Genomic DNA, 25,651 nt, shown 5'->3' on the forward strand with positions numbered 1-25,651 from the left:
CCACAATTTCAAAAGAGCCTACGATGAATAACAAGGAAGAGTCATTAGCATTTCTGTTTCAGTATCGAAACTCCAAGCTTGCATGGGTCGTGCTAGTTGTCGCACTGATAATGACGGCATCCTTGTGGCAGCTCTCTATTCTTCTTGTCCAAGACCGCACCAAAGCGCACTTTGAAAATCAGTCTCAGCAACTTAAAACAGCAATCGAAGAGCGGCTTCTAAATTATGAACAAGTCTTGGCGGGCAGTGCGGGGCTGTTTGCCGTTGCCGATTTAATAGGCCGGAATGACTGGCGAACCTACGTTAATAAACTCGATATTGAGCGCTATTATCCTGGTATTCAAGGTATTGGGTTTACAGAGAAGGTGACGCAAGAGGGGGTTGCAGAGCATATTGAAAAAATCCGTTCTGAAGGGTTGCCGAATTACCTTCTTAGCCCTACAGGTAGTCGTCATGAATACCACCCTGTGGTGTTTCTGGAGCCCGCCACCCAACGCAACCGGAGAGCATTTGGTTACGATGCATTTGGCGATCCGGCTCACAGAAAAGCAATGGAAATGGCCCGGGATAGCGGTCAGGCAGCGATGACTGGCAAAGTGGTATTGGTTCAAGAGCAAGTTGATGAGTCTCAGCCCGGCTTTGTGATGTATTTTCCTGTCTATGAAAGTGAAAAAACACTCATCACTACTGACGATAGACGAGCGGCGCTGAACGGATTTGTTTTTAGTGCCTTTCGTATGAATAACTTAATGGACGGCATTGTCGGGTTAATCGCCCCCTTTTTGGATATCCGAATTTACGATAGCGACGTCATTATCGATGAGCGCTTGATGTACGCCTCGAATTTGGGAAACCTTGATGAAGTTTATTCATTTGAGAACTCCCAGACGATAGAGCACGGCGGCAAAACGTGGTTGTTATTGACGAGGACAACCCCCGCTTTTGACTATCTGGCCTCTGACCCACGGCCGGGTATCGTATTAGTGTCCGGTATATTAGTTAGCTTACTGCTGTTTTTTGTCACATTAGTGCTGGTTCGATCCAAATTAATTGCCTTGGCTAATGCGGGTAAGTATCGCGCGATAACTGAAGACACCACAAACATCACCGTTATCATCGATAATAATGGTGATGTGAGTTACTCCAGCCCGTCATGTGAACGGATTTTGGGGTATAGCTTAACCGAACTTAAAAAACAGGGTACCGAAAGTGTTGTCCACCCTGATGATTTGCCCGTGGTTCAGGCTTGCTACGAAGACGCATTGCAAAAACCAGGAACCTCTGTTGCCGTCAATCATGCCCGAATAAAGCATAAAGATGGGCACTGGATGAATATGGAAGGCGGTTATACTGCGATGCAAGATGTTCCCGGTGTTTATGGCGTTGTTGTTAACTTCCGCGACTTAACTGCGTTGAAGCTTGCGCAAACAGAGCTACACCGTCTGGCATTTTATGATCAGCTGACCGGGCTTGCTAATCGTCAACTATTTAAAGACCGGCTTGAGCATACGGTAAAAACCTGCAAGAGGAGAGGCAATCAGGCAGCTTTATTGTTCCTGGATCTTGATGGATTCAAGCGAATCAATGATACATTGGGTCATGATGCAGGCGATACGTTATTGCAACAGGTTGCTGACTGGCTCAAAGGTTGTGTAAGAGATGAAGACTCGGTGGCTCGCCTGGGCGGCGATGAATTTACGGTATTGCTTTCTGAGGTCGGAAGTGCAGAGGCTGCTGGCCGTGTGGCAAGCAATATCCTGGATAAATTGAGCCAGCGCATCCGACTGAAAGACCACGATGTAGGAGTAACCGTCAGTATTGGTATTGCTATGATACCCGATGATAGCGATGACCCCGCTTCACTCATGAAATTTGCAGATTTGGCAATGTATCGGGCAAAAGAAGTGGGACGCAACAACTATCAATTTTTCCTTAATTCGATGAATATTCGAGCAGCACGAAGAATGCTGATGCAGGAAGAGTTGAGAAATGCTATCGAACTGTCTCAGTTTGTTCTTCATTACCAGCCCAAAGTGAAGCTAGATACTCAAGAAGTCGTGGGAATGGAGGCTTTAGTTCGCTGGAATCACCCAGACCGTGGGCTTGTTGCACCTGATCAGTTTATTCAATTGGCAGAAGACAGTGGACTGATTCACAAATTGGGGGAGTGGGTGCTTCGCCAGGCGTGCTTACAAACGGTTGCTCTCGGCAAGGCTGGTTTTTCCAAATATGTCATGTCGATGAACTTATCATCCAAACAAATCTCAGATCCGGGTTTTGTCGAGCTATTCAGTCGGGTCGTTGAGGAAACAGGCGTCGATGTTAGCAAGCTCGAGCTTGAACTACCGGCCAGCATGCTGATGCTTGATATTCAGGCAATGATGGAGCTTGTGCAATCATTAAAACGTTTAGGGGTCTTGGTGTCGCTGGACGACTTTGGTACAGGCTACTGCTCATTAGGGTGCTTGAGCCAGGTACCAATAGACAGCGTTAAGATCGATCGTTTGTTTATCAAGGGGATTCCATACGACCAGAAGAGCGGGGAAGTGACGAATGCGGTGATTGCATTGGCTCACAAGCTCAACTTAGCGGTCATTGCCGAAGGTGTAGAAACCCGTGAGCAACTGCAGTTTTTGCAAGGTGCTCATTGTGAAATGGCGCAAGGGAATTTATTTAGTCATGCATTGGATGATGAGCAATTGGCTGGCTATCTTTCGAACCTTGAACAAGGGCAGAAAGAGCGGTTTATCTATGATTCGGGCACAGAGTGATACGTGCTCGTCCGGCTAACATTAGGTTTTAACTTTTATACTTTTTAACCATTGTATACATAAAGAAAACACCCCTTCCTTTCGTTGAGAGTTTAAATGAACTAAAATGCTTCGTTCTTTTGCTTCTGTCTTTTTGCGGGTTGTTTTAAAAGATAGAAGCAAAGGAGACTTAATTGCTCTTGCTGAGCAATAAAATGGTTCTTCAGTGCAACAGAGCATGGTTCGTGATAACGACCAATTCTGATTCATAAGAACATGATAACAGCCTAATTCAGTGATAATTCTATAGTGAAAAGTCTTAAAAATATCCGTAATTTCTCAATTATTGCTCATATTGATCATGGCAAGTCTACGCTTGCGGATCGGTTTATTCAGACTTGTGGTGGTCTAAGCGCAAGAGAGATGGACGTTCAGGTGCTTGACTCAATGGATATTGAGCGTGAGCGAGGGATTACCATTAAAGCCCAAAGTGTGACGCTGCATTACACCGCAAAAGATGGTGAGACCTACCAGTTAAACTTCATCGATACACCTGGCCACGTTGACTTTTCATATGAAGTATCCCGCTCACTGGCAGCCTGTGAAGGGGCCTTGTTGATTGTCGATGCCGCACAGGGGGTTGAGGCCCAATCGGTTGCTAACTGCTACACCGCTATAGAAATGGGGCTTGAAGTGGTGCCGGTTCTTAACAAAATGGATCTTCCGCAGGCCGAACCGGAGCGAGTTAAAACTGAAATTGAAGATATTATTGGTATTGATGCGCAAGATGCAGTGCCTTGTAGTGCCAAGAGTGGAATGGGCGTTGAGGATGTGCTCGAAGACCTTATCTTTAGAATACCGCCTCCTGAAGGTGATGTTGATGGTGACCTGCAAGCGCTGATCATTGACTCATGGTTTGATAACTACCTCGGAATTGTCTCTTTGGTTCGCGTTGTAGAGGGAACCCTGAGAAAAGGCAGTAAAATTCTCATAAAGTCGACCGGCAAGGTTGAGCAAGTTGACTCCGTGGGTATTTTCACCCCTAAACGGCACGAAACAGGGGTTCTTTATGCTGGTGAAGTAGGGTTTGTGGTCGCTGGGATTAAAGATATTCATGGCGCGCCAGTTGGTGACACCATCACTGAAGCCAAAACGCCTGACGTTGAGTCATTGGCGGGGTTTAAAAAGGTTCAACCACAGGTGTTTGCTGCGCTGTTTCCTGTCAGTACCGATGATTATGAGAATTTTCGGGATGCTTTGCAGAAGCTAACGTTAAATGATGCCTCATTGCAATATCAGCCAGAAACGTCAGATGCTCTGGGCTTTGGGTTTAGGTGCGGCTTTCTTGGCATGCTCCATATGGAAATTATTCAGGAGCGTCTGGAGCGCGAGTATAACCTGGATCTTCTTACGACCGCACCCACGGTTATATTTGAAGTTGTCACCCGCTCAGGAGAAATCCTGAAAGTTGATAACCCGTCTAAATTGCCTGACTTTGGCTCAATTGAAGAGATGAGGGAGCCCATCGTTGAGGCGAATATACTCGTGCCTCAAGAGCACTTGGGGAACGTTATCAGCCTCTGCGTTGAAAAACGGGGTGTTCAGAAAGATATGCAATTTGTTGGTGGGCAGGTATCGTTAAAGTATGAGCTGCCAATGAACGAGGTGGTGCTTGATTTCTTTGACCGAATTAAGTCTGCCAGCCGTGGTTACGCCTCTCTTGACTACCAGTTTGATCGTTTTGAGCCTGCGAATCTGGTTCGTTTGGATGTGCTGATCAACGGCGATAAAGTTGATGCCCTGGCGATCATTGTGCATAAAGATAATGCTGCTTCAAAAGGTCGCCTGCTAACTGAGAAAATGAAAGAGTTGATTCCAAGGCAGATGTTTGACGTTGCTATTCAGGCAGCGATTGGCGGTCAGATAGTTGCCCGGACTACCGTTAAAGCCTTGCGTAAAAATGTTACAGCAAAATGTTACGGCGGGGATGTAAGTCGTAAGAAAAAGCTACTGCAAAAGCAGAAAGAAGGTAAGAAACGAATGAAGCAGGTAGGTAACGTCGAGATACCACAAGAAGCATTTTTGGCCGTCTTAAAGATTGATAGTTAGCCTGCGCAGGTGGTTAGCCCGAGTAGATAGCTTGCCTGTTCACGTAGAGTGTTAATTTCGCATAATAATATTCAGATAGGTTTCAGGAACTGTTATGGATTTAGATTTTCCGTTGATACTTGTTGTATTAACCTTTGCTACTGGTGCTATCTGGGGGGCTGATCGCCTAATTTGGTATCCCAGGCGCAGAGAAGCGGCTGAAGGTCATGAAGGTGACCTTGGCAATGTTGCTGCGCTAGCGGGGGAGAGCGAGGGCGATGCTAACGAGCCTTGGCTGGTTGAAATGTCCCGATCATTTTTCCCTGTCTTGGCGATAGTGCTGGTTTTGCGCTCTTTTTTGGTTGAGCCATTCCAGATACCTTCAGGCTCTATGTTGCCAACGCTTCTGGTAGGCGACTTTATTTTGGTTAACAAATTTAGCTATGGGGTCCGTTTACCCGTTGCAGGAACCAAGGTGCTAGAGATGGGGGACCCTCAGCGTGGTGATGTGATGGTATTTCGTTATCCTGTTGATGGTAAAACCAACTATATAAAGCGTGTAGTGGGGGTGCCGGGCGATACCATTAGCTATCGTAATAAAACCCTCTATATTAATAATAAGCAGGTGGAAGAAGTTCACTTGGCAAACTTGCCACCAATGCAATTGTTTGAAGAAAAGCTCGGTGAGGTTTCGCACCAGATCTATAAAGCGTCCAGAACCCGGCCAGGACAAGGTGAAGGAGAGTGGGTCGTCCCTGAAGGGCATTACTTTATGATGGGTGATAATCGCGATAACAGTAACGATAGTCGATATTGGGGCTTAGTACCTGACGAAATGGTGGTGGGAAAGGCGTTTGCGATTTGGATGCACTGGAAGTCGCTGACCTCATTACCGAGCTTTTCCAGAGTAGGCTCAATTAACTAGAATGAGACCTTTGCACGACGTTATGAGCGAATCATAGACAAGGCAAAACATGACGAAAAAGCGCAGTTTATGGTCTATAAATGAGCATTTTGAGTCATTTTCTAACGCTGTATTTGTAAGCGCAGTAGTCGTGCAAAGGCCTCAGAATAAATTGACTGTGTTTACCGGGTTGAAGGCTTTAGCTGGAATTAATATTAAAGGGTTAAGTATGAGAAATCAGAAAGGCGCGTCGGCGTTATCGATAATGGTGATTTTGTTTTTGGCCGCATCAATCTTGACGATTGTGATGAAAATTGCGCCGATGTTCTTCGATAATATGACGATTGAGAAAGTGCTTAAAGACATCGGGGCACAACCAGATATTGCTGAATTGTCAGACGACGAAATCATAAGTGCCTTCAGCAAGCGCTTTAGTATTAACAATATACGAAACTTTGATCTCAAGAGCATTGTTATCAAACGAGATGATGGTTTGCTTACGATTGATATTAATTATGAAAAAAGAGAAAACATCTTTAAAAATATTGATGCGATCGTCTCTTTTGAAAACCACTTTGAAACTAAAGCCCAGTGAATAGATCAAATAAAGCCTTAGAAAGGCGGATTGGATACAGTTTTAATGACGAGTCATTGTTAACCCTGGCGTTAACACATCGCAGTGTGGGGGCTAATAACAATGAGCGCCTCGAGTTTCTGGGTGACTCGATTCTTAACTTCGTAATAGCAGAAGATCTATACAGACGATTTCCTAAAGCAAGAGAGGGGCAGTTAAGCCGCCTTAGGGCTCAGTTGGTAAAAGGTGTAACACTGGCGGAAATTGCTAAAGAATTCGGGCTTGGGGATTACCTGCTGCTGGGCTCTGGAGAGCTAAAAAGCGGTGGCTTTCGCCGGGAATCTATATTGGCCGATGCCGTCGAGTCGATTATTGGTGCCATTTTTAATGACAGTGGATTTGAAGCCGCAAAAGAGCGTGTTCTCTACTGGTATAGCAGCCGTTTGGAAAGTCTGACCCTTCAGGATACTCAGAAAGACCCTAAAACTCGACTGCAGGAATTCTTGCAGTCTCGCCAGCAAGCTTTGCCTAACTATGAGGTCGTGACAGTTGAAGGCGAAGCTCATGCGCAAACGTTTTATGTAGAGTGCCAGGTTGAAATGCTGAAACAGAAATCCCAGGGTAGTGGCAGTAGCCGCCGGATCGCCGAGCAAAAAGCTGCCAAACAAGCGCTCACCGCCCTGGGGTTGGAAGAGTAATCTACATCATGTTGTTTATAATCAGTGGTATCGGAAAAAATGAGTAATATTGACCAAAATTCACAAGGTGAAGGTAATGAAATGCGTTGTGGTTTTGTCGCAATAGTTGGCCGACCCAATGTTGGTAAGTCGACCCTGCTTAACCATATTCTGGGGCAAAAACTGAGTATTACTTCCCGTAAACCACAAACAACACGTCACCAGATTCTTGGCATAAAAACCGTAGATGATGTTCAGGTGGTGTATGTTGATACCCCTGGGCTTCACCTAAAAGAAGTGAAAGCAATTAATCGTTATATGAATAAGGCCGCAGCTGATGCATTGAAAGATGTTGATCTGGTTGTTTTTGTTGTTGATCGCCAAAAGTGGACTGACGATGATGAGTTGGTGCTTGAGAAGGTGAAGCGTGCTCGCTGCCCCGTGGTGCTGGCCGTTAACAAAACTGACAGAATTCAAGACAAAGCCTCTTTATTACCGTATCTAAGTGATGTTTCAACGAAAATGGAATTTGCGCACATTGTGCCTATTTCGGCAGAAAAGGGGCATAACGTAGATAGGCTAGAGGAGGTTGTGGCAAGCTTTGTTCCTGAAAGTGTTCACTACTACCCCGAAGATCAGGTGACGGACAGAAGTTCTCGATTTCTGGCCGCAGAACTGGTGCGAGAAAAAGTTATGAGGCAGCTTGGAGAAGAGTTGCCCTATTCGGTTACCGTAGAAATCGAAGAATTCAAACAGGAAGAGAGAATATTAAGAATTAGCGCCAAAATTCTGGTTGAGCGTGAAGGGCAGAAAAAAATCGTTATCGGCGATAAAGGTGGTCAGATTAAGATAATTGGACGAGATGCCCGGCTTGATATGGAGCGCTTGTTTGATAGTAAGGTGATGCTTAACCTGTGGGTTAAAGTGAAGAGTGGGTGGGCGGATAGTGAGCGCGCACTGAAAAGCCTGGGATACGATGATCGCTAACTGCCAGGCTATCCATGAGACCAAGCACTGCTCATGAGATTAGGTACTATTCATGAGATTAGGTACTATTCACGAGATTAGACGCTATGGCGACCCCTGTTTCACGAGAACCAGCTTACCTGTTACACAGTCGCCACTATCGCGAAACCAGCCTGCTGGTTGATATATTCAGCCTTAATTATGGTGTGCTAAGGCTTGTAGCCAAAGGTGCACATCGTTCGTCTAGTCCTCTAAAAGGTTTGCTACAACCTTTTCAGCCCTTGTTATTGGCTTGGCAAGGGCGCTCTGAATTAAAGAATCTTACCGATATTGAGCTAGGTTCCAGGTTGGCTCCTCTCAGGGGGGACTACCTGTATAGTGGACTGTATCTCAATGAGCTGCTGTCAAAGCTTCTTCATACCTGTCAACCTGCTCCAACGTTATTCTCTGCTTATGCTGATGCCTTAGGGGGAATGGCGAACAAGGACAGCCTGGAACCACTGCTAAGAGTGTTTGAATTTAATGTCTTGAAGGAGTTAGGAGCCTTTCCCAGTTTTACCCAGGAAGGCGGTGTTGAGCGGGATATTGATGCCTTTGCATCCTATTTCTGGCTGCCAGAGAAAGGCTTTATCCGAATTGATAACCTGTCCAACCCGCCCAGCGGTTATGCCGAGTTTAACCAGAATGTTAGTGGGGCTGCTAACCGGCATATTATCAAGGGCTCTCAGCTAATTGAGTTATCTAGGTTAGACTTGAGCTGCAAAGAAACCCGGTTGGCGGCCAAGCGTTTATCACGCTTAATGATTGATCACCTGTTGGGTGGAAAAGCACTGAAGAGTAGAGAGTTGATTGCAAAAACGAGGGAGTTAAAGAAGTATGGGGCAAGTAGAAAGTAAGCGACGAGTGTTATTAGGTGTTAACGTGGATCATGTTGCTACACTGCGTCAGGCGCGAGGTACCCGATACCCTGACCCTGTTATGGCAGCGCTGCTGGCAGAAGAGGCGGGGGCTGATGGTATTACGATTCACCCTCGTGAAGACCGCAGGCATATTCAAGAGCGAGATGTGTTAATTCTAAAAGAGACACTCAACACACGAATGAACTTGGAAATGGCGGTGACAGAAAATATGCTCGCCTTTGCTGAGCGTGTGAAGCCTGAACATTGTTGCCTGGTGCCAGAGAAGAGAGAGGAACTTACGACTGAGGGGGGGCTAGATGTTATCTCTCAGGAGGCAAAAATTAAGGAAGCTTGCACTAGACTTGCGGAGTTAGGAAGTGAAGTATCACTCTTTATAGATGCCGACTTTGCTCAGATAGATGCTGCTGTCAGGTGTGGGGCGCCAGCGATTGAAATTCATACCGGGCATTATGCTGATGCTTCAACGCCTGAGCAGGTGGCGGATGAGTTTGAAAAGGTAAGCGCGGGAGTCGACTATGCCATCGGTCAGGGGTTAATCGTAAATGCCGGCCATGGGCTGCATTATCATAATACCGATGCAGTTGCAGCGATTAGAGGGATCAATGAGCTAAATATTGGCCATGCCATTATTGCTCATGCTGTGTTTGTGGGGCTAAAAGAGGCGGTTAAGGAGATGAAGGCGATAATTGATCGGGCGTCTAGATAGGTATTCTGGATAGTTTGTTAAGTGGGATAGATCTTTGCACCCGTGATGAAGGGATATACGGCAGGAATCACATAAATCAAGGGAGGCGCCACGGGTGAGCACCCCTTGATTCCGCTTTGTCACGGCTACTAGGCTTCTAGAAGCAGGCCGCTGATTTTTTTCCTGTGTAACGACAGCTAATCAGCTAGCTTCTTGGCCAAAATCTGATTAAACAACTTAGGGTTGCCTTGCCCTTTAGACGCTTTCATCAATGGCCCCATGAAGCCACCCATCAGTTTTTTCCGTTTTTTGTCGTCAGCCGCTTTGTATTGAGCAATCTGATCTGACATGTTTGCCAGAACGTCATCTACAATTTTTTCAAGCGCTGCTGTATCAGATACTTGCTTCAAACCCTTCGCTTCGATGAGTTTGTCGACATCGCTCTCTTCACCAGACCAAAGTGCGTCAAATACCTTTTTGGCGCCTGACGATGATATGGTGCCATCTTTGATTCGTGTAATGAGTGTTCCGAGCTGCCCGGCTTGTAACTCAATGTCGGATATGCGCTTTTCTTCGCTGTTTAGGCGGGCGGACAGTTCGCCTGACACCCAGTTTGCTGCCAGCTTGGCATCGTTGCAGGTACTAACGGTTGCTTCAAAAAAGTTGGCGGTGGCAGTATCTGCGCTAAGGATCGCCGCATCGTATTCGGATAACCCAAACTGTGAGATAAAACGCGCTTGTCTCGCGTCGGGTAGTTCAGGTAACGACTCTTTGATCTTTTCTATATAGTCGTCGTCAAGAACGACAGGAAGAAGGTCAGGGCAAGGGAAATAGCGATAGTCATTTGCTTCTTCCTTGCTTCTCATAGAGCGTGATATATCTTTATCCCCGTCATAGAGGCGGGTCTCTTGCTTAACTTCACCACCATCTTCGATTAGCTCTATTTGACGCTCAACTTCCAGCTTTATCGCTTTTTCCATAAAACGAAATGAGTTGAGGTTTTTCGTTTCGGTTCTGGTTCCAAGTTTATCTTCGCCTTCGGGGCGTACTGATATATTAACGTCAAACCGTAACGAGCCTTGTGACATTTCGCCATCGCAAATGCCGATAGACGTTACCAGGCTGTGAAGCTTGCGAGCAAAAGCTACAGCTTCTTCTGCGCTTCTCATGTCTGGTTCGGTGACAATTTCAATGAGCGGTGTGCCTGCCCGGTTTAGATCGATGCCTGACATGCCATGAAAATCCTCGTGGAGGGATTTTCCTGCGTCTTCTTCAAGATGAGCGTGATGAATTCTAATTGTTTTTTTCGACCCATCCTTCAACTGGATCTCAACATGCCCCGCGCCCACAATCGGTTTTTCAAGTTGTGTTGTTTGATACCCTTTAGGCAGGTCAGGGTAAAAGTAGTTCTTGCGTTCGAAAACAGAGCGCTTATTAATCTCTGCATCAATGGCTAGGCCGAACTTAATTGCATTACGGAATGCTTGTTCATTGGGAACCGGTAACGTACCCGGCATTGCCAGATCAACTGCAGATGCTTGTGTATTAGGCTCTGCGCCAAACGTGGTGCTTGAGCCTGAAAATATTTTTGATTGAGTGGTGAGCTGAGCGTGGATCTCTAACCCGATCACTGTTTCCCATTGCATACTATAAACCTCTTTGCTCATATTTCCTGCCCGGTAATCATGGGCAGGTGAGTCGCTAATTATTTGTACTGTGTGTAGCGCAAACTTATTTTCACCCGGGCTAAATGGGGTAAATTATTCGTAGCCATTTGGAGCCTTTGTATGCCAATCAGTGGCCTGTTGGAACTGATGCGACACGTTAAGCAGGCGTGCTTCATCGAAGTAGTTGCCAATCAGTTGCAGGCCTATTGGCAGGTTATTAACCATTCCTGCGGGAATAGACATGCCAGGCAGGCCTGCCAGGTTAGTTGATATGGTAAATATGTCTTCAAGGTACATCTTAACCGGGTCATCGCCTTTGGAGTTAAATCCAAAAGCTGGCGTTGGTGAGGTAGGGCCAACGATAAGGTCGACGTCATTAAAGGCATTTGTAAAGTCATTTTTAATGAGTCTTCGAACTTGCTGTGCTTTTCTGTAATAGGCATCGTAATAGCCCGCAGACAGTGCGTAAGCGCCCACCATAATGCGTCGCTTGACTTCATCGCCGAAGCCTTCTGTTCTGCTTCTACAGTACAGGTCTTCGAGGTCTTTTGGGTCTTCGCAGCGGTAGCCATAGCGAACACCGTCAAAGCGCGACAAATTGGCTGAGCATTCGGCAGGAGCGATAACATAATATGCGGGTACGGAAAGCTCAGTGTGAGGAAGGCTTATTTCTTTGATGTTTGCGCCGAGTTTTCTAAGCTCTTCTACCGCATTCATCACCTGTTGTTGCATCTGAGCATCAAGCTGATCTGAGAAAAACTCTTTTGGCAGCCCAATATTTAACCCTTCAATGCTGTTGTTTAATGTGGCTGTGTAATTCGGCACATCCTTTTCAATGCAGGTTGAGTCTTTACTGTCATAGCTTGCCATGACGTTGAGCATCATTGCTGCGTCTTCGGCCGTTCTTGCGATTGGGCCGCCCTGATCAAGACTGGACGCAAACGCAATCATGCCATACCGAGATACTCGGCCGTATGTTGGCTTTAAGCCTGTCACGCCACAAAGTGCCGCAGGTTGACGTATTGACCCGCCTGTATCTGTAGCGGTAGCAGCGGGTGTCAGTCGGGCTGCAACGGCCGCTGCTGACCCACCAGAAGACCCCCCTGGTACAAGGTTTTCGCCCCATGGGTTAACGACTCGGCCGTAGTAGCTGGACTCATTGGAGGAACCCATTGCAAACTCGTCCATGTTGGTTTTGCCCAGGCATACTGCGCCTTGCTGCTTAAAGTTGCTGGTGACGGTTGCATCATAAGGGGGGATGAAGTTGTCCAGCATTTTCGAGGCACAGCTGGTTTTAATGCCCTGAGTGCAAAAGATATCTTTGTGGGCAAAAGGGACGCCTGTCCATTCAGAAGATTCACCGGCTGCTATTTTTTCATCAGCGGCCTTGGCCTCGGCAAGTGCTTCGTCCTCGCATACCGTAATGAAGCTATTTAGGCCTGGGTCTTGTTTAGCAATTCGGTTTAAAAAATGTTGGGTCAGTTCTACGCTGGAAAACTCTCCAGTGGCTAGCCCTTTTGAGAGTTCGGCTACAGTTTTATTGTGCATGGCGATTCATTGTCTTTAAAGTTAAGCGGTTCAGAATTAAGCGTTTGCAGTATTCATTAATACGCATGACTTGGCATATTAAAATATCCACAGATCGTGGCCTTGAATATGCCGTTATTCAATAACTTTGGGTACGAGGTATAGACCTTCTTCTGTTGCCGGTGCGATTTTTTGATACGCTTCCCGGTGGTTGGCTTCTGTCACCTGATCTGAGCGAAGGCGTTGAACTGCATCAGTGGGGTGCGCCATAGGTTCAATGTTGTCGGTATTGACAGCTTGAAGTTGGTCAACCAAGTCTAGAATATTGGATAGATCGCCAGTGATTTTTTCAATCTGATCATCACTTATTTGCAGTTTTGCCAGTCGGGCAATGTTTTCTGCGTCTTCGCGCTTTATCGACACGGCTGCTCTCCCTCTAAGGTTGTATAATTTACGCAAAAAATTGAAACAATCGGCTATACTAACAGGATTCCAATAGATATGGTGCCATTTTGAGAAAGAGATAAGGATAATAGGCGGTAAAATACGATAATTTATCGCGAAATTGATGATTTCGTGAGGCTTTTCGTAATTCTACCTTGCTCAAAATACTCGCCATTGTTAAAGTTGCGGCAGTATCCGGAACCTCTATTTTTAGTTTGGTTGTACAGTTTTTTGAAGTCAGGTGTTTTGCTGCAAACTTTACGTGTGCCAATACACAGCAAGTGTGTGATGTATTATAAGCACGACGCAGGCAGATGAGTCGACTTCTGAAAGGATTAAAATACCCTAGGGCGAATTCAACGAATGTTTAAAAAAATCCGAGGCCTTTTTTCGAGTGACCTCTCAATCGATTTAGGTACTGCAAATACACTTATTTATGTTCGCGAACGAGGCATTGTCCTTGATGAACCTTCAGTAGTGGCCATTCGAAATCATGCCGCTCAGAAGAGCGTTGCGGCCGTAGGTGCCGAAGCAAAACGGATGCTGGGTCGAACTCCGGGCAATATTACCGCCATTCGACCTTTAAAAGATGGCGTTATCGCGGACTTTGTTGTTACTGAAAAAATGCTGCAGCACTTTATTCATAAAGTGCACGAAAACAGCTTTATTACACCTAGCCCCCGTGTGCTGATTTGTGTTCCCAGCAGGTCAACCCAAGTAGAGAAAAAAGCGATTCGTGAGTCTGCTCTGGGGGCCGGTGCCCGCGAAGTGTATCTTATTGAAGAGCCTATGGCCGCAGCTATTGGTGCAGGGTTGCCGGTAGAAGAGGCTCATGGTTCGATGGTGGTAGATATTGGTGGCGGAACCACAGAAATCGCTATCATCTCGTTGAACGGTATTGTGTATGCTGACTCAGTCAGAATTGGTGGAGACCGCTTTGATGAGGCAATTGTGGCCTATGTTCGTCGCAATTACGGAAGTCTGATAGGCGATACTACAGCCGAACGTATCAAGCATGAAATTGGTTGTGCGTATGAGGGTATGGAACTTCTTGAGATTGATGTACGAGGACGCAATCTGGCAGAAGGGGTTCCAAGAGGTTTTACACTGAATAGTGAAGAAATACTTGAAGCACTTCAGGAGTCGTTGGCGGCAATCGTTCAATCGGTAAAGAGTGCGCTTGAGCAATCTCCACCTGAACTAGCGTCTGATATTGCCGAGCGTGGCATCGTGCTGACTGGAGGCGGGGCTCTTTTAAGGGGACTGGATCGTTTGCTGAGTGAGGAGACGGGGCTTCCAGTTATAGTTGCAGAAGACCCGCTCACGTGCGTTGCTAGAGGCGGTGGAAAAGCGCTGGAGTTAATTGATAAAAGCGATGCAGGCATGTTTCCGTTAGATTAGTAAGAATACAGGTACATTAAAAGCCAGGCACAGTGAGTCTGGCTTTTGCCGTTCTATAGCCTCTGTTTTGGCTATAATGTAAGCGAATTTAATATCTCAACCTCAATCTGATTAAAGCGTTGTAAAGGAGTCTTCAATTAAGACAATTTTTGTCCAGGGACCATATTTAGGCTACAGGCTATTGTTGGTGGCTATTCTTTCGTGTGTCCTGATATTTGTAGATAGTCGTTTTGATTACCTGGATAAGGTTCGCCATGCTTTGAGCTCCGCGTTAACGCCTATGCAATGGTTGAGTAATCTGCCAAGAGGTGTTGTTGACTGGGTGGATGAAGTGACAACTTCCAGAGAGCAGATGAGAGAAGATGTTGATGCCATGAGGGCTCGAACGTTGGTGCTGGAGCGTAAAGCTCAGAAGTTTGCTTTCATCATGGCTGAAAACGGGCGTTTACGAGAACTGTTGAATGCCTCTGGGGTTGTCGATGAAACAGTGATTGTTGCCGAACTCATAGGCGTGAGCCCCGACCCTTTCAAACACTACGTTATGGTCAACAAGGGGCGAGCAGATGGTATTACCGTTGGCCAGGCGGTGCTGGACTCTAGCGGCTTAATCGGGCAGGTGGTTGAAGTGAGTGAGCTGGCGTGCCGCGTACTGCTGATCTCTGACAATAGCCATGCTGTTCCTGTTCAGGTCAACCGAAATGGGGTAAGAGCTATCGCATTGGGGAATGGTAGTTTCGACTTTTTGGAATTGGCCAATGTGCCTGATACAGCGGACATAAAAGAGGGCGACTTACTGGTAAGCTCTGGCTTAGGAGGGCGGTTTCCGCCAGGCTATCCGGTTGCAGAAGTGATATCTGTCCAGCACGATCCTGGCAGGCCTTTTGCTCAAGTGACCGCTCAACCCAAGGCGCAACTCAATCGCAGCCGATTGGTGCTTATTGTCGCCAAACAGCCGGACGAGAAAAATCATAACGGTGAAACGCAAGAGCAAGGAATCTCTTCTGAGCCAGAACAGGGAGGTGAGGGTTGATGGTTACTGCCAGGGCAAGCGCTTTTTTCATATTTTTATGCTTTAGCGTTGCATTTCTGTTTAGTATTCTAGCACTGCCCAACGCCGTCTCTTATTTACGGCCAGAGTGGGTCGCAATGGTTGTTATCTACTGGGTTATTAAAGCCCCGGCCAAGGTTGGTGTTGTGGTAGCCTGGATGTCGGGCCTGGTGCTGGATATTCTGGAAGGGAACCTGCTCGGCGTTAACGCGCTGTCGTTGGCTGTTGTCGCCTATTTGGTGCTAACCATGCACCAGCGCATCAAACTTTTCCCTTTGGTTCAGCAGTCATTTACCGTGTTTCTGGTGGTGGGTATTCATTTGATGATCGGCCACCTGATTCGTAATGTCATTGGCGACCCCGTTTCCGGTATGGCGTATCTTATTCCGGCGCTATCAAGTGCACTTGTATGGCCCGTAGTTTATCTATTTATTGATAAGCTGGCGATGAAATTACATTAGTCTGGAGTCGCAATGAAATTGATACTGGCCTCTGCATCTCCTCGGCGTAGTGAGTTATTAACTCAGATTGGCGTTAAGTTCTTAGTTAAACCGGTTAATATTGATGAAACGCCTTTGCTGGAAGAACATGCATCAGATTACGTGGTTAGAATGGCAAAAGAGAAAGCACTTGCCTGCTACGAGATAGAAAATGCAAACCAGGCGGTGGCAATACTTGGCTCTGATACAAGTGTCATCGTTGATGGTGATATTTTGGGTAAACCAGCCGACTTTTATGAGGCGAGAGATATGCTGATGAGGTTATCTGGTCGAGAGCATCAGGTGATGACATCGGTTTGTTTGGTGGTACCTGATGCATCCCTGTCTGAGGCAAAAGGTCGTGAGCCAGAGATCTGTACCCAACTGGTAACGACGAGTGTTAAGTTTAAAGAGCTAAGCGAAGAGCAAATTCTTGCATATTGGCAATCGGGCGAACCCTGCGATAAGGCTGGTGCTTATGCAATTCAAGGGTTTGGTGCGGTATTTGTTGAGGCTATTCAGGGCAGCTATAGCGCGGTTGTAGGGCTCCCACTAGCCGAGGTTTCAGAAATGCTTGGTTCGGCGGGTATCGCTGTTTGGCAGACTACCGAGCTGGCTGGATGAGTTTGTCTGGCGCGTATGATAAGAATAGGGTGGATAATTAAATATGACGGAAGAGATTCTTATTAATGTCACTCCGGTAGAGACCCGGGTAGCGCTGGTTGAAAATGGTATGCTGCAAGAAGTCTATATTGAGCGTACCGGAAGAAGAGGTATTGTAGGAAATATATATAAGGGTAAAGTCGTAAGGGTCTTGCCCGGAATGGAGGCCGCTTTCGTTGAAATTGGCCTGGAGCGCGCAGCGTTTATACATGCGTCTGATATTGTTCGCTCCGATAACAAAGACGATAGCAATGGAGGTAGTCAGGGGAGACCCGTTCCTGATATAAGCTCACTGTTAAGGGAGGGGCAGTCGCTGGTTGTGCAGGTGACCAAAGACCCCATTGGGACGAAGGGCGCTCGATTAACAACCCAGCTATCAATCCCTTCTCGATATTTGGTTTACATGCCCGGCACTGATCATGTTGGTATCTCTCAACGAATAGAGGATGAAGAAGAGCGAGAGCGGTTAAAAAATCTGGTCGAGAGTTATCGCGAGGAAAGCGATGCTCCGCTGGCCGGATATATTATTAGAACTGTTACGGATGGCGCAGGTGAAGATGAGCTCAAGTCTGATATTAAGTTTCTAGAGCGGCTCTGGGTTTCGGTTGAAGACAAAATCAAAAAGGCCAAAGTTCCTGCGGTTATCTATCAAGACCTCCCACTGTGTATCAGGACGATCAGAGATCTGGTAAGGCCTGCAACGGAGAAAATTAGAATTGACTCAAAAGAGAGCTTTCAGCGAGTCAAATCGTTTTCAGAAGAGTTCCTGATTGATGTGACGGATCGGTTGGAGTATTACCCGGGTGAGCGGCCTGTTTTCGATCTTTATGGGGTCGAAGATGAAATTCAAAAGGCGCTTGGACGCAAAGTACAGTTAAAATCTGGCGGCTACCTGATTATCGATCAGACCGAAGCCATGACGACCATAGATGTAAATACCGGCGGGTTTGTTGGTCACAGAAACCTTGAAGAGACGATATTTAAAACCAATCTTGAAGCTGCCAGAGCGATTAGCAGGCAGTTGAGGCTCAGGAACCTTGGCGGAATTATAATCCTTGATTTTATAGATATGGAAGACCCCGAACATCAGCGCTCGGTGCTTCGAATGCTGGAAAAGATGTTGGAGAGGGATCACGCCAAGACTAAACTGAGCTGCGTCTCCGAGCTTGGGTTGGTAGAAATGACTCGTAAGCGAACAACCGAAAGCTTGGGACAGGCACTTTGTGAGCCATGTAATGTTTGTGATGGTAGTGGGTATATAAAAACCTCTGAAACAGTATGCTATGAAATATTGCGGGAAATTTTGCGCATTAATCGGGCGTATGATGCGACGGGCTATTTAGTCATGGCCTCTCAAGGCGTCATCGACCGTCTGCTCGATGAAGAGTCTGATAATGTGGCAGACCTTGAGACGTTTATCGGGAAGAGCATAAAGTTTCAGGTTGAAGTGATGTATAGCCAAATTCAGTATGATGTGGTGTTAATCTAGCTCGGTGTGGTGGCATATTGCAACTGATACGGGGTTGATTCTTAAAGCAGGCATTATTGCAAGGGAGACCAGTTACTTGGCTGGTTGTAGGTAAGTTTGTATCCGTTGATAGTTAGGTCTTTTCGTCTGGTTCGGTTTCTAGCGCTGCTTCTGTTGGTGCTTGTCGCTGTTTATATGGCTGTTGGAAGGCAGTTCTTTCCGTTTGTTAATTCGTATAAGGGGGAGCTGGAAGCGGTTCTTTCCGAGCAACTGGGTGTTCCTGTCAATATTGGCTCTATCGAAGGTAGCTGGCGATGGCTTGACCCTGTGCTGGTTGTCTCCGATATAGAGCTGACAGGCAGTCATCGGCTGGTTGATGCTCCTCCTCTCCAGGTAAATTCTTTTTATATTCACCTCTCAGTCGTTCAAAGTATATTAAAACGTAAATTGCAATTTCAGGCGATAGAGGCTGATGGTATTACGCTTCCGTTATTTCAGAATGAAAATGGTGGGTGGCAGATCCCTGGCCTGCCAGGCAATAGCAGTGGTGCAGGGACTGATTTCAACTCAGTTCTTTCGGTGCTTGAGCAACCTAGTTTGCTGGTTTCAAATATTGATGTGAGGCTATTGAACTCTATAGGAGTTAAGAGCACCTGGAATATCCCTCGCGCAATCATGGCCTATGATGGAACTGCATTTAGCGCCAGCGGCGAGATATTGGATACCAACGCAGAAGTGCCATTTGCTCGTTTCTCTGCAAAAGGTGCTGGCTGGGTTCTTTCGAATGACTTTACTGGGAAGTTATATCTGGATTGGTCGTCCGGCCCTCTTGTTAATGAATATTTGGGGGCTTACCAGTGGCAAGGTATTCACCTCGATAAAATTGATGCGGCCGGCAGGTTATGGCTTGATATCCTCAAAGGCGAGGTTATTTCATTCCAAGGTGAAGTTGATGTTAGCTCGCTGCAGTGGGAGGGGAGTAATGGGGTTGTACCGCCGATAAAAAATATAAAAGCGGATCTGTTTTGGAGCAAGCTGGGTGGAAATAGCGTTTTATCTGTTTATGACCTTTCGATGGAGTGGTTAGACCATCATTGGTCGCCAGCGGATTATTCCGTTTATCTTTCCGATGGACAGATTAACATTAGCGCCCAATCTATCAATGTGTCGATGCTAACTGAGTTGTTGCTGGCTTCAGAAGTTCTGCCGCAAGCAGGGCAGCAAGAGTTGGCTGCTTATCACCCGGCAGGGCATCTGATTAATGCAGAGCTTATGATACCGCTGAGTCAGGATGAGCCGACAGCCGATAGTGAGCCCCAGCCTCTGTTTCAGTTGGCTGCCGAAGCTAAGGAGCTTTCAGCTTTAGCGGTCGGGGGAGCGCCGGCAGTATCAGGAGTAACGGGGTATGTGTCAGTTAATGATCGACAAGGCACGGTTATAGTTGATAGCGACAGTTTTAATATGTCGTTTCCGAACTTATTTTTAGATGGATGGTCATTTGAAAAGAGTCAGGTGATTGTCAATTGGGATATAACCGAACAGAGTGATGTTTATGTTTACTCTCAGGGGATCAACCTATATCTGACTAAAGATAGTCTGGTCTTCGGCGAGTTCTCGTTATTACTGTCTGACACCGAGGAAGATATCTTATCTCTAAAGGTTGGTCTAAATGACCTTGATGCACCAAGGACGTATCAATTGGTGCCCTACCATGCGGTTGGAAAAGGTGTTTATGATTGGCTTAAATCATCCATTAAAGGCGGCGTTGTTGAAAGCGGGCTCTATGTTGGGTATGGCTCTATTGAGGATGATGCTCCAGAGAATAGTTTTACTTCTTCTATGGTTTTTAACACCCAGGATGCACGGCTGCTATTTGACCCCAATTGGCCATGGCTGGAAGGGTTGGACAGCAAAATTTTCTTGCAAAACGGATATTTAAATATTGATGCGCCTAAAGTCAGCTTCAGAGGAACCCCGTTAGCAGGAACGCAGGTCGAAATGCGGCCAGACAGAGGAGGGGAAGGAGATTCCACTCAAGGTTCATGGTTGAATGTTACGACAAGACTAAAGGCTGCTGAAAATGAACTTAGCTATTGGCTTAATGATTCACCTGTTAGCGAATACACACAGGGTGTGTCCAGCCAGCTGCGGCTCACAGGCGAGTTTGATGTGGAGGTCATGTTAGGTATTCCACTACACGACTTCGAATTAGGCGTGAATTATGATCTTGCGATTAGCGCAAAGAACAGTGAAATTACACATCGGCCGTCTAACTTGCTTTTCAGAAATATAAACGGCTTGGTGTCTCTGTCAAACGAAGACGGACTTAACGGCAGCTCGCTCTCGTTGGATGTAATGGGGTTTCCTGCGCTTTTAGACATATCCTCGAATGTCTCGCCCGGTGAAATGGATACCCATCTGTTTCTAACGGGGGATATGAGCGTAGAGGCGCTTGTTGAGGCGTTTGATCTGGAGCAATCACTGCCGGTGTCGGGCCGTTCGTCTTATACCGCCTCCCTAGCGCTATCGAGCGATGATAAAAAGAACCCTTTATTTACGCTAAGCAGTTCGTTGTCAGGAATCGATATAGCGCTGCCATCGCCGTTGAATAAGAATGCCAATGCAACGGCACCTCTTACGGTTCAAATGGAGGTCGCAGATGACCTGCTTGAGCTGGATGCAACCTTAAGCAGAATGGCTAGTTTAAAAGCGGAATTTAAAGATGGGACGTTTAAAAAAGGGCACGCGTTTATTGGTGATGCCCTGCCTGATGCTCTGCCTGATGAGTTAACCGTAGATGGTTTTGTAATAACCGGGGTTTTGAAGCAGCTTGTTGTAGAGCCATGGTTGGACTACCTGCAAGGTGAGGCGGATCAGAACTCTAATGATATTCTCCGAAACGTCAATCTCAAGGTTGATAGCGTTAACTTCTATGAGCAACTTTTTAACTCTGTTGATGTCAATATACAGCGAGAGGGTGATGCCTGGAGTGTCCTGCTAGAAGGGGATGATGTCGAAGGTATCATTAAACTGCCGGAAGCAAAAAAACCGACGATCAAACTCAAAAGCATACAGCTGTCTACTGCTAAAGGAGATGAGGGTGAGAGCAGGCTCTCTCCTTTTGATATTCCTGAAATGATCTTGCACGTCGATGACCTGGTTGTTGATGGTGTAGGCTATGGACAGTGGTCTACAGATTTATTCCATCAAGAAAATGGTTTGGTCGCAAAAAATGTCAGAGGGGCAGTAGCAGGCACTCAGTTCCAAGGTCGCCTTAGCTGGTTGCGAGATCAGTATGATATTGATACTACCATTGTCACGGCAACAGTGAATGGAGCAGATATTGCTGCTTTATCAAAAGCGCTAAGCAAGCAAGAGTCGTTAACCAGTAAACAATTCTCTTCCGAAGTGTCTATTGTATGGACGGGAGGGCCAACAGATTTTAAGCTGGATGACCTGTCCGGGCGAATTGTTGTGATGCTTGAAGATGGGACATTACTGGATACACAGAGCGCAACAGAAGCATTCAAAGTATTTGGTATACTCAATGCTGAAGCGATTAAGCGGAGGCTAAGCTTAGACTTTTCCGACCTGTACCAAAAAGGCCTGGGTTATGACCGGATTGAAGGCGTTGCCCGAATGGATAAAGGTACTTTGACACTGGAACAGCCTTTGGCAATGCAGGGGCCATCCAGTGCTTACAAGTTTACAGGGTCAGCTAACCTGAAAGACGAAACGCTGGATATGGATATGGTGGTTGTACTGCCTTTAACCAAGAATTTGCCTCTGGCGGCGCTCTTCCTGGGGGCTCCTCAAATTGGCGGTGCCGTTTGGGTGATTGATAAACTACTCGGGGAGCCATTGAGTAAGCTGACCAGCGCAACGTATGAAATGACTGGCAGTTGGGATAATCCTGATATTAAGCTAAAAAATGTGTTTGATCGCACAGAAAGCTTTAAGGGAGTTCCCCCTAGTCAAAAGAGGAGGGAGGAGTAACATAATGGGTAGTAATAAAGTGTCTTCGCTCTGTCGTGTTGCCGCAATTCAAATGAATAGTAGCGACAGTAAGCAGCACAATTTGAGCATGGTAGAAAAGCTGGTTACTGACGCTGTTGCGAACCACCACGCGAAATTAGTCCTGCTGCCTGAAAATTTTGCGCTTTTTGATGGTGCGGTTGCGCAGGCGTTTGGGCGAGATGAGGCAACTGCCTTGGGCGAGGTAAGAGCGTTTATTTCATCATTGGCGGCATCGTTAAAGGTATGGATTATTGCAGGTTCGACACCATGTTCTCAAAGGCGTGATGGCTCCGAGGTTGAGAGCAGGGTTCGGTCAGCGTGCTGGGTGTACGATGAAAATGGGCAGGAAATTAGTCGCTATGACAAAATTCACCTGTTTGATGTTGATGTTGGAGATAGTTACGGCTCTTATCGAGAATCTGAGCAGTTTGAGCCAGGCACGGCTTCTGTTGTCGTTAAGAGCCCAGCCGGAATGATTGGTTTATCGATCTGTTATGATCTAAGGTTTCCTGAACTCTATGATCGACTGGCCAAAGAAGGTGCCCAGATTTTGACAGTGCCTGCTGCATTTACCTATAAGACAGGGCAAGCTCATTGGGAAGTGCTATTAAGAGCGCGGGCTATCGAGAACCAGTGTTATGTTATCGCAGCAAACCAGAGTGGGGAGCACTCTAAAGGACGTGAAACCTGGGGGCATTCGATGATCATTGACCCTTGGGGGAACGTTATCGCCTGTGCTGATAAGGGTGAGGGGGTGATTAGTGCTGATATTGATTTGGCGTACGTAGCAGAATTAAGGTCTGCGATGCCGGTCTTCTCCCACAAAAGGGTTCAGTCACTGACCGATTGATCAGGCGATTAGCCTCTTATCTTGGTGTGTTACACTTTAGTGGCTTAAGAGGCTAGTACTCAGACTTTAAGGGGTTGTTTCATTATCCATATCATCAATTGTTCTTAAGTATCTGAACAACTTCTTTGATGCGCCGGTATTTTTCTCATTTTTTAAGTCTTTCTTCGCATTACGAACCAGTTGTCGTAAGTGTTGTATATCGGCGTTAGGGTTGTCATGGATATATTCAGACAGGGTCTCGTTACCACCCTCAATAAGCCGGTCTCTCCACCGCTCTAGCGAGTGAAGTGCTTGGGCAAAAGCTTTGCTGCTAGCATCAAAAAGATCCACTGCATTCTGAATGGCTTCTGCATCTTCAGCGCGCATTAATTTGCCGATGTATTGCATATGCCTTCTGGTAGCTTCTCGTTGAGTAATTCGTTGAGACTCATCTATCGCCTTTCTAAGCGTTTCGCTCATGGGGACTTTTTCAAGTTGATTGGGCTTGAGTTCGGTTAGACGTTTCCCTAGAGCCTGAAGCTTATGCATGTCTCGTTTGATGGAGGTTTTACTTACAATATTTTCTTCATCAAACTCTTCAGGTAGATCAAAATCGGTCATCTGGCTATTTCCTGCGGATGCGCTTAAAGGGGGTTATCAAGCGTAGACAATCGTAGCTAACCCTAAAAATGACAAAAATCCTACGACATCTGTGATGGTGGTGAGAATTACGCCTCCAGCCAGTGCCGGATCAATATTTCGAGCACGTAATAAAACGGGAAGCATTGTTCCTGCTACCGCAGCAACAATTAAGTTAATCAGCAGCGCGACGGCAATAATAACACCAATCGTAAGGTCGTTAAACCAAGCAATAGCGGCCCCTGCGACAATTAATGCCCAGAGGCAGCCATTTAAAATGCCTACAATAAATTCCCTGTTGAGCAGCCAGCCGAGGTTATTTCGACTAATTTGCCCTACAGCCATACTTCTGATAACCAGAGTAAGCGCCTGACTTCCTGCTATCCCTCCCATACTGGCAACGATTGGCATCAGTACCGCGAGTGCAACCACTTTCTCTATGGTGGCCTCAAAAAGGCCAATAACTGCTGAGGCTATAAACGCTGTAATCAGGTTTATACCAAGCCATACAGCGCGTCTTTTGGCTGTTTTAATGATGGGTGTGAAGGTGTCATCATCTTCATCAAGGCCGGCCATGCTCATTAGAGAGTGGTCTGCATCATCTCGAATAACATCGACAACGTCATCAATTGTTATTCGGCCTAATAGTCTTCCGTCAGAACTAAGTACAGGGGCGGACACCAGATCTCTTCGTTCGAACAGGTTTGCGACTTCGGTTTCAGGGGTGCTTACAGCAATCGTAACAGCTTCTGTATCCATCACTTCCCGAACTGTGGAGGAAGGACTCGAAACCAGCATTTTGTTAATCGAGAGGACGCCGATAAACTCGTCTTTCCGATTGACGACTAATAACTTATCTGTCATTTCTGGCAGTGAACGGTGGCGCCTTAAATAGCGCAGAACCACATCAATGCTGATGTCGGGTCTGATCGTTATGGCATCGGTGTTCATCAAACCACCGGCCGTATCTTCAGCGTAGGAAAGAACTTCCTCTATACGTTGCCGATCCTGCAGATCCATTGCATCCAGTACTTCCTGTATGACTTTTTCAGGAAGTTGTTGCAGGACGTCGGCGAGATCATCTGTCTCGAAGTCTTCGGTTATACTAATCAGTTCCTGAGGATTCAATTTACTCAGAAAATCAGTACGCACCTCATCACTTAGGTATTGTAGAATTTCCCCTTCAAGCTCTTTATCAACGAGCTGCCACAGAACTGAGCGCTCTTTTGGCGGTGTGGATTCGAGAAGGTGTGCAATATCACTTGGACTCAGGCCCCGATTTAATATACGAGCAACTTGGTCAAGCGAACCACTTTCAAGTGCTTCGTTTAAGCTACGAATTTTTTTATGACGCTTCGCTTGCTCTAATGTCTTAACCATTAATAAGCCTGGGGTCTAAGGTGATGATATTTGAGACGTGCCGGATTATACCTAAAAAGGCTACTTGATCAGTATAACGTAAGGTCTAAATTGTAAAAAGGAGAATGCTTAAAGTAATAACAAAAACAACCGTTTAAAATAAGGAGATAGAATATTCGGATAAAAAAGTAGTGGTAGAGAAGGGTTACTCTCCTTCGCCAAAGCGGTCAGCAATAAGTGCTTTAAGCGCTTCAATCGCATCATTCTCATCAGAACCTTCGACAATCAGGTCAACCTCTGTCCCACAGCTGGCAGCCAGCATCATGACAGACATAATGCTTTTACCATCAACCTCTTTGCCGTTCCGAGCTATTTTAATACTGCTGGAGAAGCGAGTGGCAGTACTTACCAGTTTCGCTGCGGCCCTGGCATGCAGGCCTAGTTTATTAATAATCGGGACAGTTTCTTTAATCATAACGACTTCGTATTTCGTGTTTTGTTTTCGTATTTAATAAGTTTGTCTTTGTTGTCTTTGTTGTCTTTGTT

The 25,651-nt window shown here is 46.3% G+C and carries 21 protein-coding genes; 15 read left to right on the top strand and 6 right to left on the bottom strand.

Annotated elements, in window-relative coordinates:
• Nucleotides 1-23: 23 nt before the first annotated feature.
• The 8 genes from MY523_RS21835 to pdxJ all read left to right on the top strand — a co-directional run bounded on the left by MY523_RS21835 (nucleotide 24) and on the right by pdxJ (nucleotide 9,585).
• Nucleotides 24-2,771, top strand: coding sequence for a bifunctional diguanylate cyclase/phosphodiesterase (locus MY523_RS21835; RefSeq protein ID WP_275975286.1), 2,748 nt, complete (start codon nucleotides 24-26; stop codon nucleotides 2,769-2,771).
• A gap of 288 nt (nucleotides 2,772-3,059) precedes the next feature.
• Nucleotides 3,060-4,859, top strand: a complete 1,800-nt coding sequence (lepA, locus tag MY523_RS02755) for a translation elongation factor 4 (protein ID WP_250657280.1) — start codon at nucleotides 3,060-3,062, stop codon at nucleotides 4,857-4,859.
• A 94-nt stretch (nucleotides 4,860-4,953) separates the two neighbouring features.
• Nucleotides 4,954-5,763 carry a signal peptidase I gene (gene lepB, locus MY523_RS02760; RefSeq protein WP_250657281.1) on the top strand — a complete coding sequence of 270 codons (810 nt, stop codon included), beginning with the start codon at nucleotides 4,954-4,956 and terminating at the stop codon, nucleotides 5,761-5,763.
• Nucleotides 5,764-5,812: 49 nt separating this feature from the next.
• Nucleotides 5,813-6,337 (top strand): DUF4845 domain-containing protein, encoded by a 525-nt coding sequence (locus MY523_RS02765; protein WP_250657282.1) that lies wholly within the window; start codon nucleotides 5,813-5,815, stop codon nucleotides 6,335-6,337.
• A complete protein-coding gene (gene rnc / locus MY523_RS02770) occupies nucleotides 6,334-7,014 on the top strand; it encodes a ribonuclease III (protein ID WP_250657283.1) in 681 nt (226 codons plus the stop codon). Before MY523_RS02765 ends, rnc begins: the two co-directional genes overlap by 4 nt.
• Before the next feature lie 39 nt (nucleotides 7,015-7,053).
• Nucleotides 7,054-7,980 carry a GTPase Era gene (gene era / locus MY523_RS02775; RefSeq protein ID WP_250657284.1) on the top strand — a complete coding sequence of 309 codons (927 nt, stop codon included), beginning with the start codon at nucleotides 7,054-7,056 and terminating at the stop codon, nucleotides 7,978-7,980.
• Nucleotides 7,981-8,066: 86 nt separating this feature from the next.
• On the top strand, nucleotides 8,067-8,855 hold the full coding sequence (gene recO, locus MY523_RS02780; protein WP_250657285.1) for a DNA repair protein RecO: 789 nt from the start codon (nucleotides 8,067-8,069) through the stop codon (nucleotides 8,853-8,855).
• On the top strand, nucleotides 8,836-9,585 hold the full coding sequence (gene pdxJ, locus MY523_RS02785; protein WP_250657286.1) for a pyridoxine 5'-phosphate synthase: 750 nt from the start codon (nucleotides 8,836-8,838) through the stop codon (nucleotides 9,583-9,585). The genes recO and pdxJ overlap by 20 nt, the downstream gene beginning before the upstream one ends.
• 176 nt (nucleotides 9,586-9,761) lie before the next feature.
• Here the strand turns inward: pdxJ and gatB are convergent, their stop codons facing one another.
• The 3 genes from gatB to gatC all read right to left on the bottom strand — a co-directional run bounded on the left by gatB (nucleotide 9,762) and on the right by gatC (nucleotide 13,181).
• Entirely contained in the window at nucleotides 9,762-11,210 is a 1,449-nt protein-coding gene (gene gatB, locus MY523_RS02790) for an Asp-tRNA(Asn)/Glu-tRNA(Gln) amidotransferase subunit GatB (protein ID WP_250657287.1), read from the bottom strand.
• Between the two features lie 114 nt (nucleotides 11,211-11,324).
• Nucleotides 11,325-12,779, bottom strand: a complete 1,455-nt coding sequence (gene gatA, locus MY523_RS02795) for an Asp-tRNA(Asn)/Glu-tRNA(Gln) amidotransferase subunit GatA (RefSeq protein ID WP_250657288.1) — start codon at nucleotides 12,777-12,779, stop codon at nucleotides 11,325-11,327.
• Between the two features lie 114 nt (nucleotides 12,780-12,893).
• Entirely contained in the window at nucleotides 12,894-13,181 is a 288-nt protein-coding gene (gatC, locus tag MY523_RS02800) for an Asp-tRNA(Asn)/Glu-tRNA(Gln) amidotransferase subunit GatC (RefSeq protein WP_250657289.1), read from the bottom strand.
• Nucleotides 13,182-13,565: 384 nt separating this feature from the next.
• On the opposite strand from gatC, the gene MY523_RS02805 reads away from it, so the two are divergent.
• The 7 genes from MY523_RS02805 to MY523_RS02835 all read left to right on the top strand — a co-directional run bounded on the left by MY523_RS02805 (nucleotide 13,566) and on the right by MY523_RS02835 (nucleotide 23,128).
• Nucleotides 13,566-14,603: a rod shape-determining protein gene (locus tag MY523_RS02805; RefSeq protein ID WP_250657290.1), complete on the top strand. Its 1,038-nt coding sequence runs from the start codon at nucleotides 13,566-13,568 to the stop codon at nucleotides 14,601-14,603.
• Between the two features lie 145 nt (nucleotides 14,604-14,748).
• Nucleotides 14,749-15,633 (top strand): rod shape-determining protein MreC, encoded by an 885-nt coding sequence (mreC, locus tag MY523_RS02810; RefSeq protein ID WP_256470549.1) that lies wholly within the window; start codon nucleotides 14,749-14,751, stop codon nucleotides 15,631-15,633.
• Nucleotides 15,633-16,112: a rod shape-determining protein MreD gene (gene mreD / locus MY523_RS02815; RefSeq protein ID WP_250657292.1), complete on the top strand. Its 480-nt coding sequence runs from the start codon at nucleotides 15,633-15,635 to the stop codon at nucleotides 16,110-16,112. Before mreC ends, mreD begins: the two co-directional genes overlap by 1 nt.
• Before the next feature lie 12 nt (nucleotides 16,113-16,124).
• Nucleotides 16,125-16,754 (top strand): Maf family protein, encoded by a 630-nt coding sequence (locus MY523_RS02820; RefSeq protein ID WP_250657293.1) that lies wholly within the window; start codon nucleotides 16,125-16,127, stop codon nucleotides 16,752-16,754.
• Between the two features lie 43 nt (nucleotides 16,755-16,797).
• On the top strand, nucleotides 16,798-18,282 hold the full coding sequence (gene rng / locus MY523_RS02825) for a ribonuclease G (protein ID WP_250657294.1): 1,485 nt from the start codon (nucleotides 16,798-16,800) through the stop codon (nucleotides 18,280-18,282).
• A gap of 105 nt (nucleotides 18,283-18,387) precedes the next feature.
• Nucleotides 18,388-22,257 (top strand): YhdP family protein, encoded by a 3,870-nt coding sequence (locus MY523_RS02830; RefSeq protein ID WP_250657295.1) that lies wholly within the window; start codon nucleotides 18,388-18,390, stop codon nucleotides 22,255-22,257.
• A gap of 4 nt (nucleotides 22,258-22,261) precedes the next feature.
• Nucleotides 22,262-23,128 carry a carbon-nitrogen hydrolase family protein gene (locus MY523_RS02835; RefSeq protein ID WP_250657296.1) on the top strand — a complete coding sequence of 289 codons (867 nt, stop codon included), beginning with the start codon at nucleotides 22,262-22,264 and terminating at the stop codon, nucleotides 23,126-23,128.
• A 66-nt stretch (nucleotides 23,129-23,194) separates the two neighbouring features.
• On the opposite strand, the gene yjgA is transcribed toward MY523_RS02835, so the two are convergent.
• The 3 genes from yjgA to MY523_RS02850 all read right to left on the bottom strand — a co-directional run bounded on the left by yjgA (nucleotide 23,195) and on the right by MY523_RS02850 (nucleotide 25,580).
• The gene (gene yjgA / locus MY523_RS02840) at nucleotides 23,195-23,728 is read right to left on the bottom strand and encodes a ribosome biogenesis factor YjgA (protein WP_250657297.1); all 534 of its coding nucleotides are present in this window, start codon (nucleotides 23,726-23,728) and stop codon (nucleotides 23,195-23,197) included.
• Between the two features lie 36 nt (nucleotides 23,729-23,764).
• A complete protein-coding gene (mgtE, locus tag MY523_RS02845) occupies nucleotides 23,765-25,126 on the bottom strand; it encodes a magnesium transporter (RefSeq protein ID WP_250657298.1) in 1,362 nt (453 codons plus the stop codon).
• A gap of 184 nt (nucleotides 25,127-25,310) precedes the next feature.
• Nucleotides 25,311-25,580, bottom strand: coding sequence for an HPr family phosphocarrier protein (locus MY523_RS02850; protein WP_250657299.1), 270 nt, complete (start codon nucleotides 25,578-25,580; stop codon nucleotides 25,311-25,313).
• Nucleotides 25,581-25,651 lie beyond the last annotated feature (71 nt).

It is taken from the genome of Alkalimarinus coralli (genome assembly GCF_023650515.1).
Taxonomy (GTDB): Bacteria; Pseudomonadota; Gammaproteobacteria; order Pseudomonadales; family Oleiphilaceae; genus Alkalimarinus; species Alkalimarinus coralli.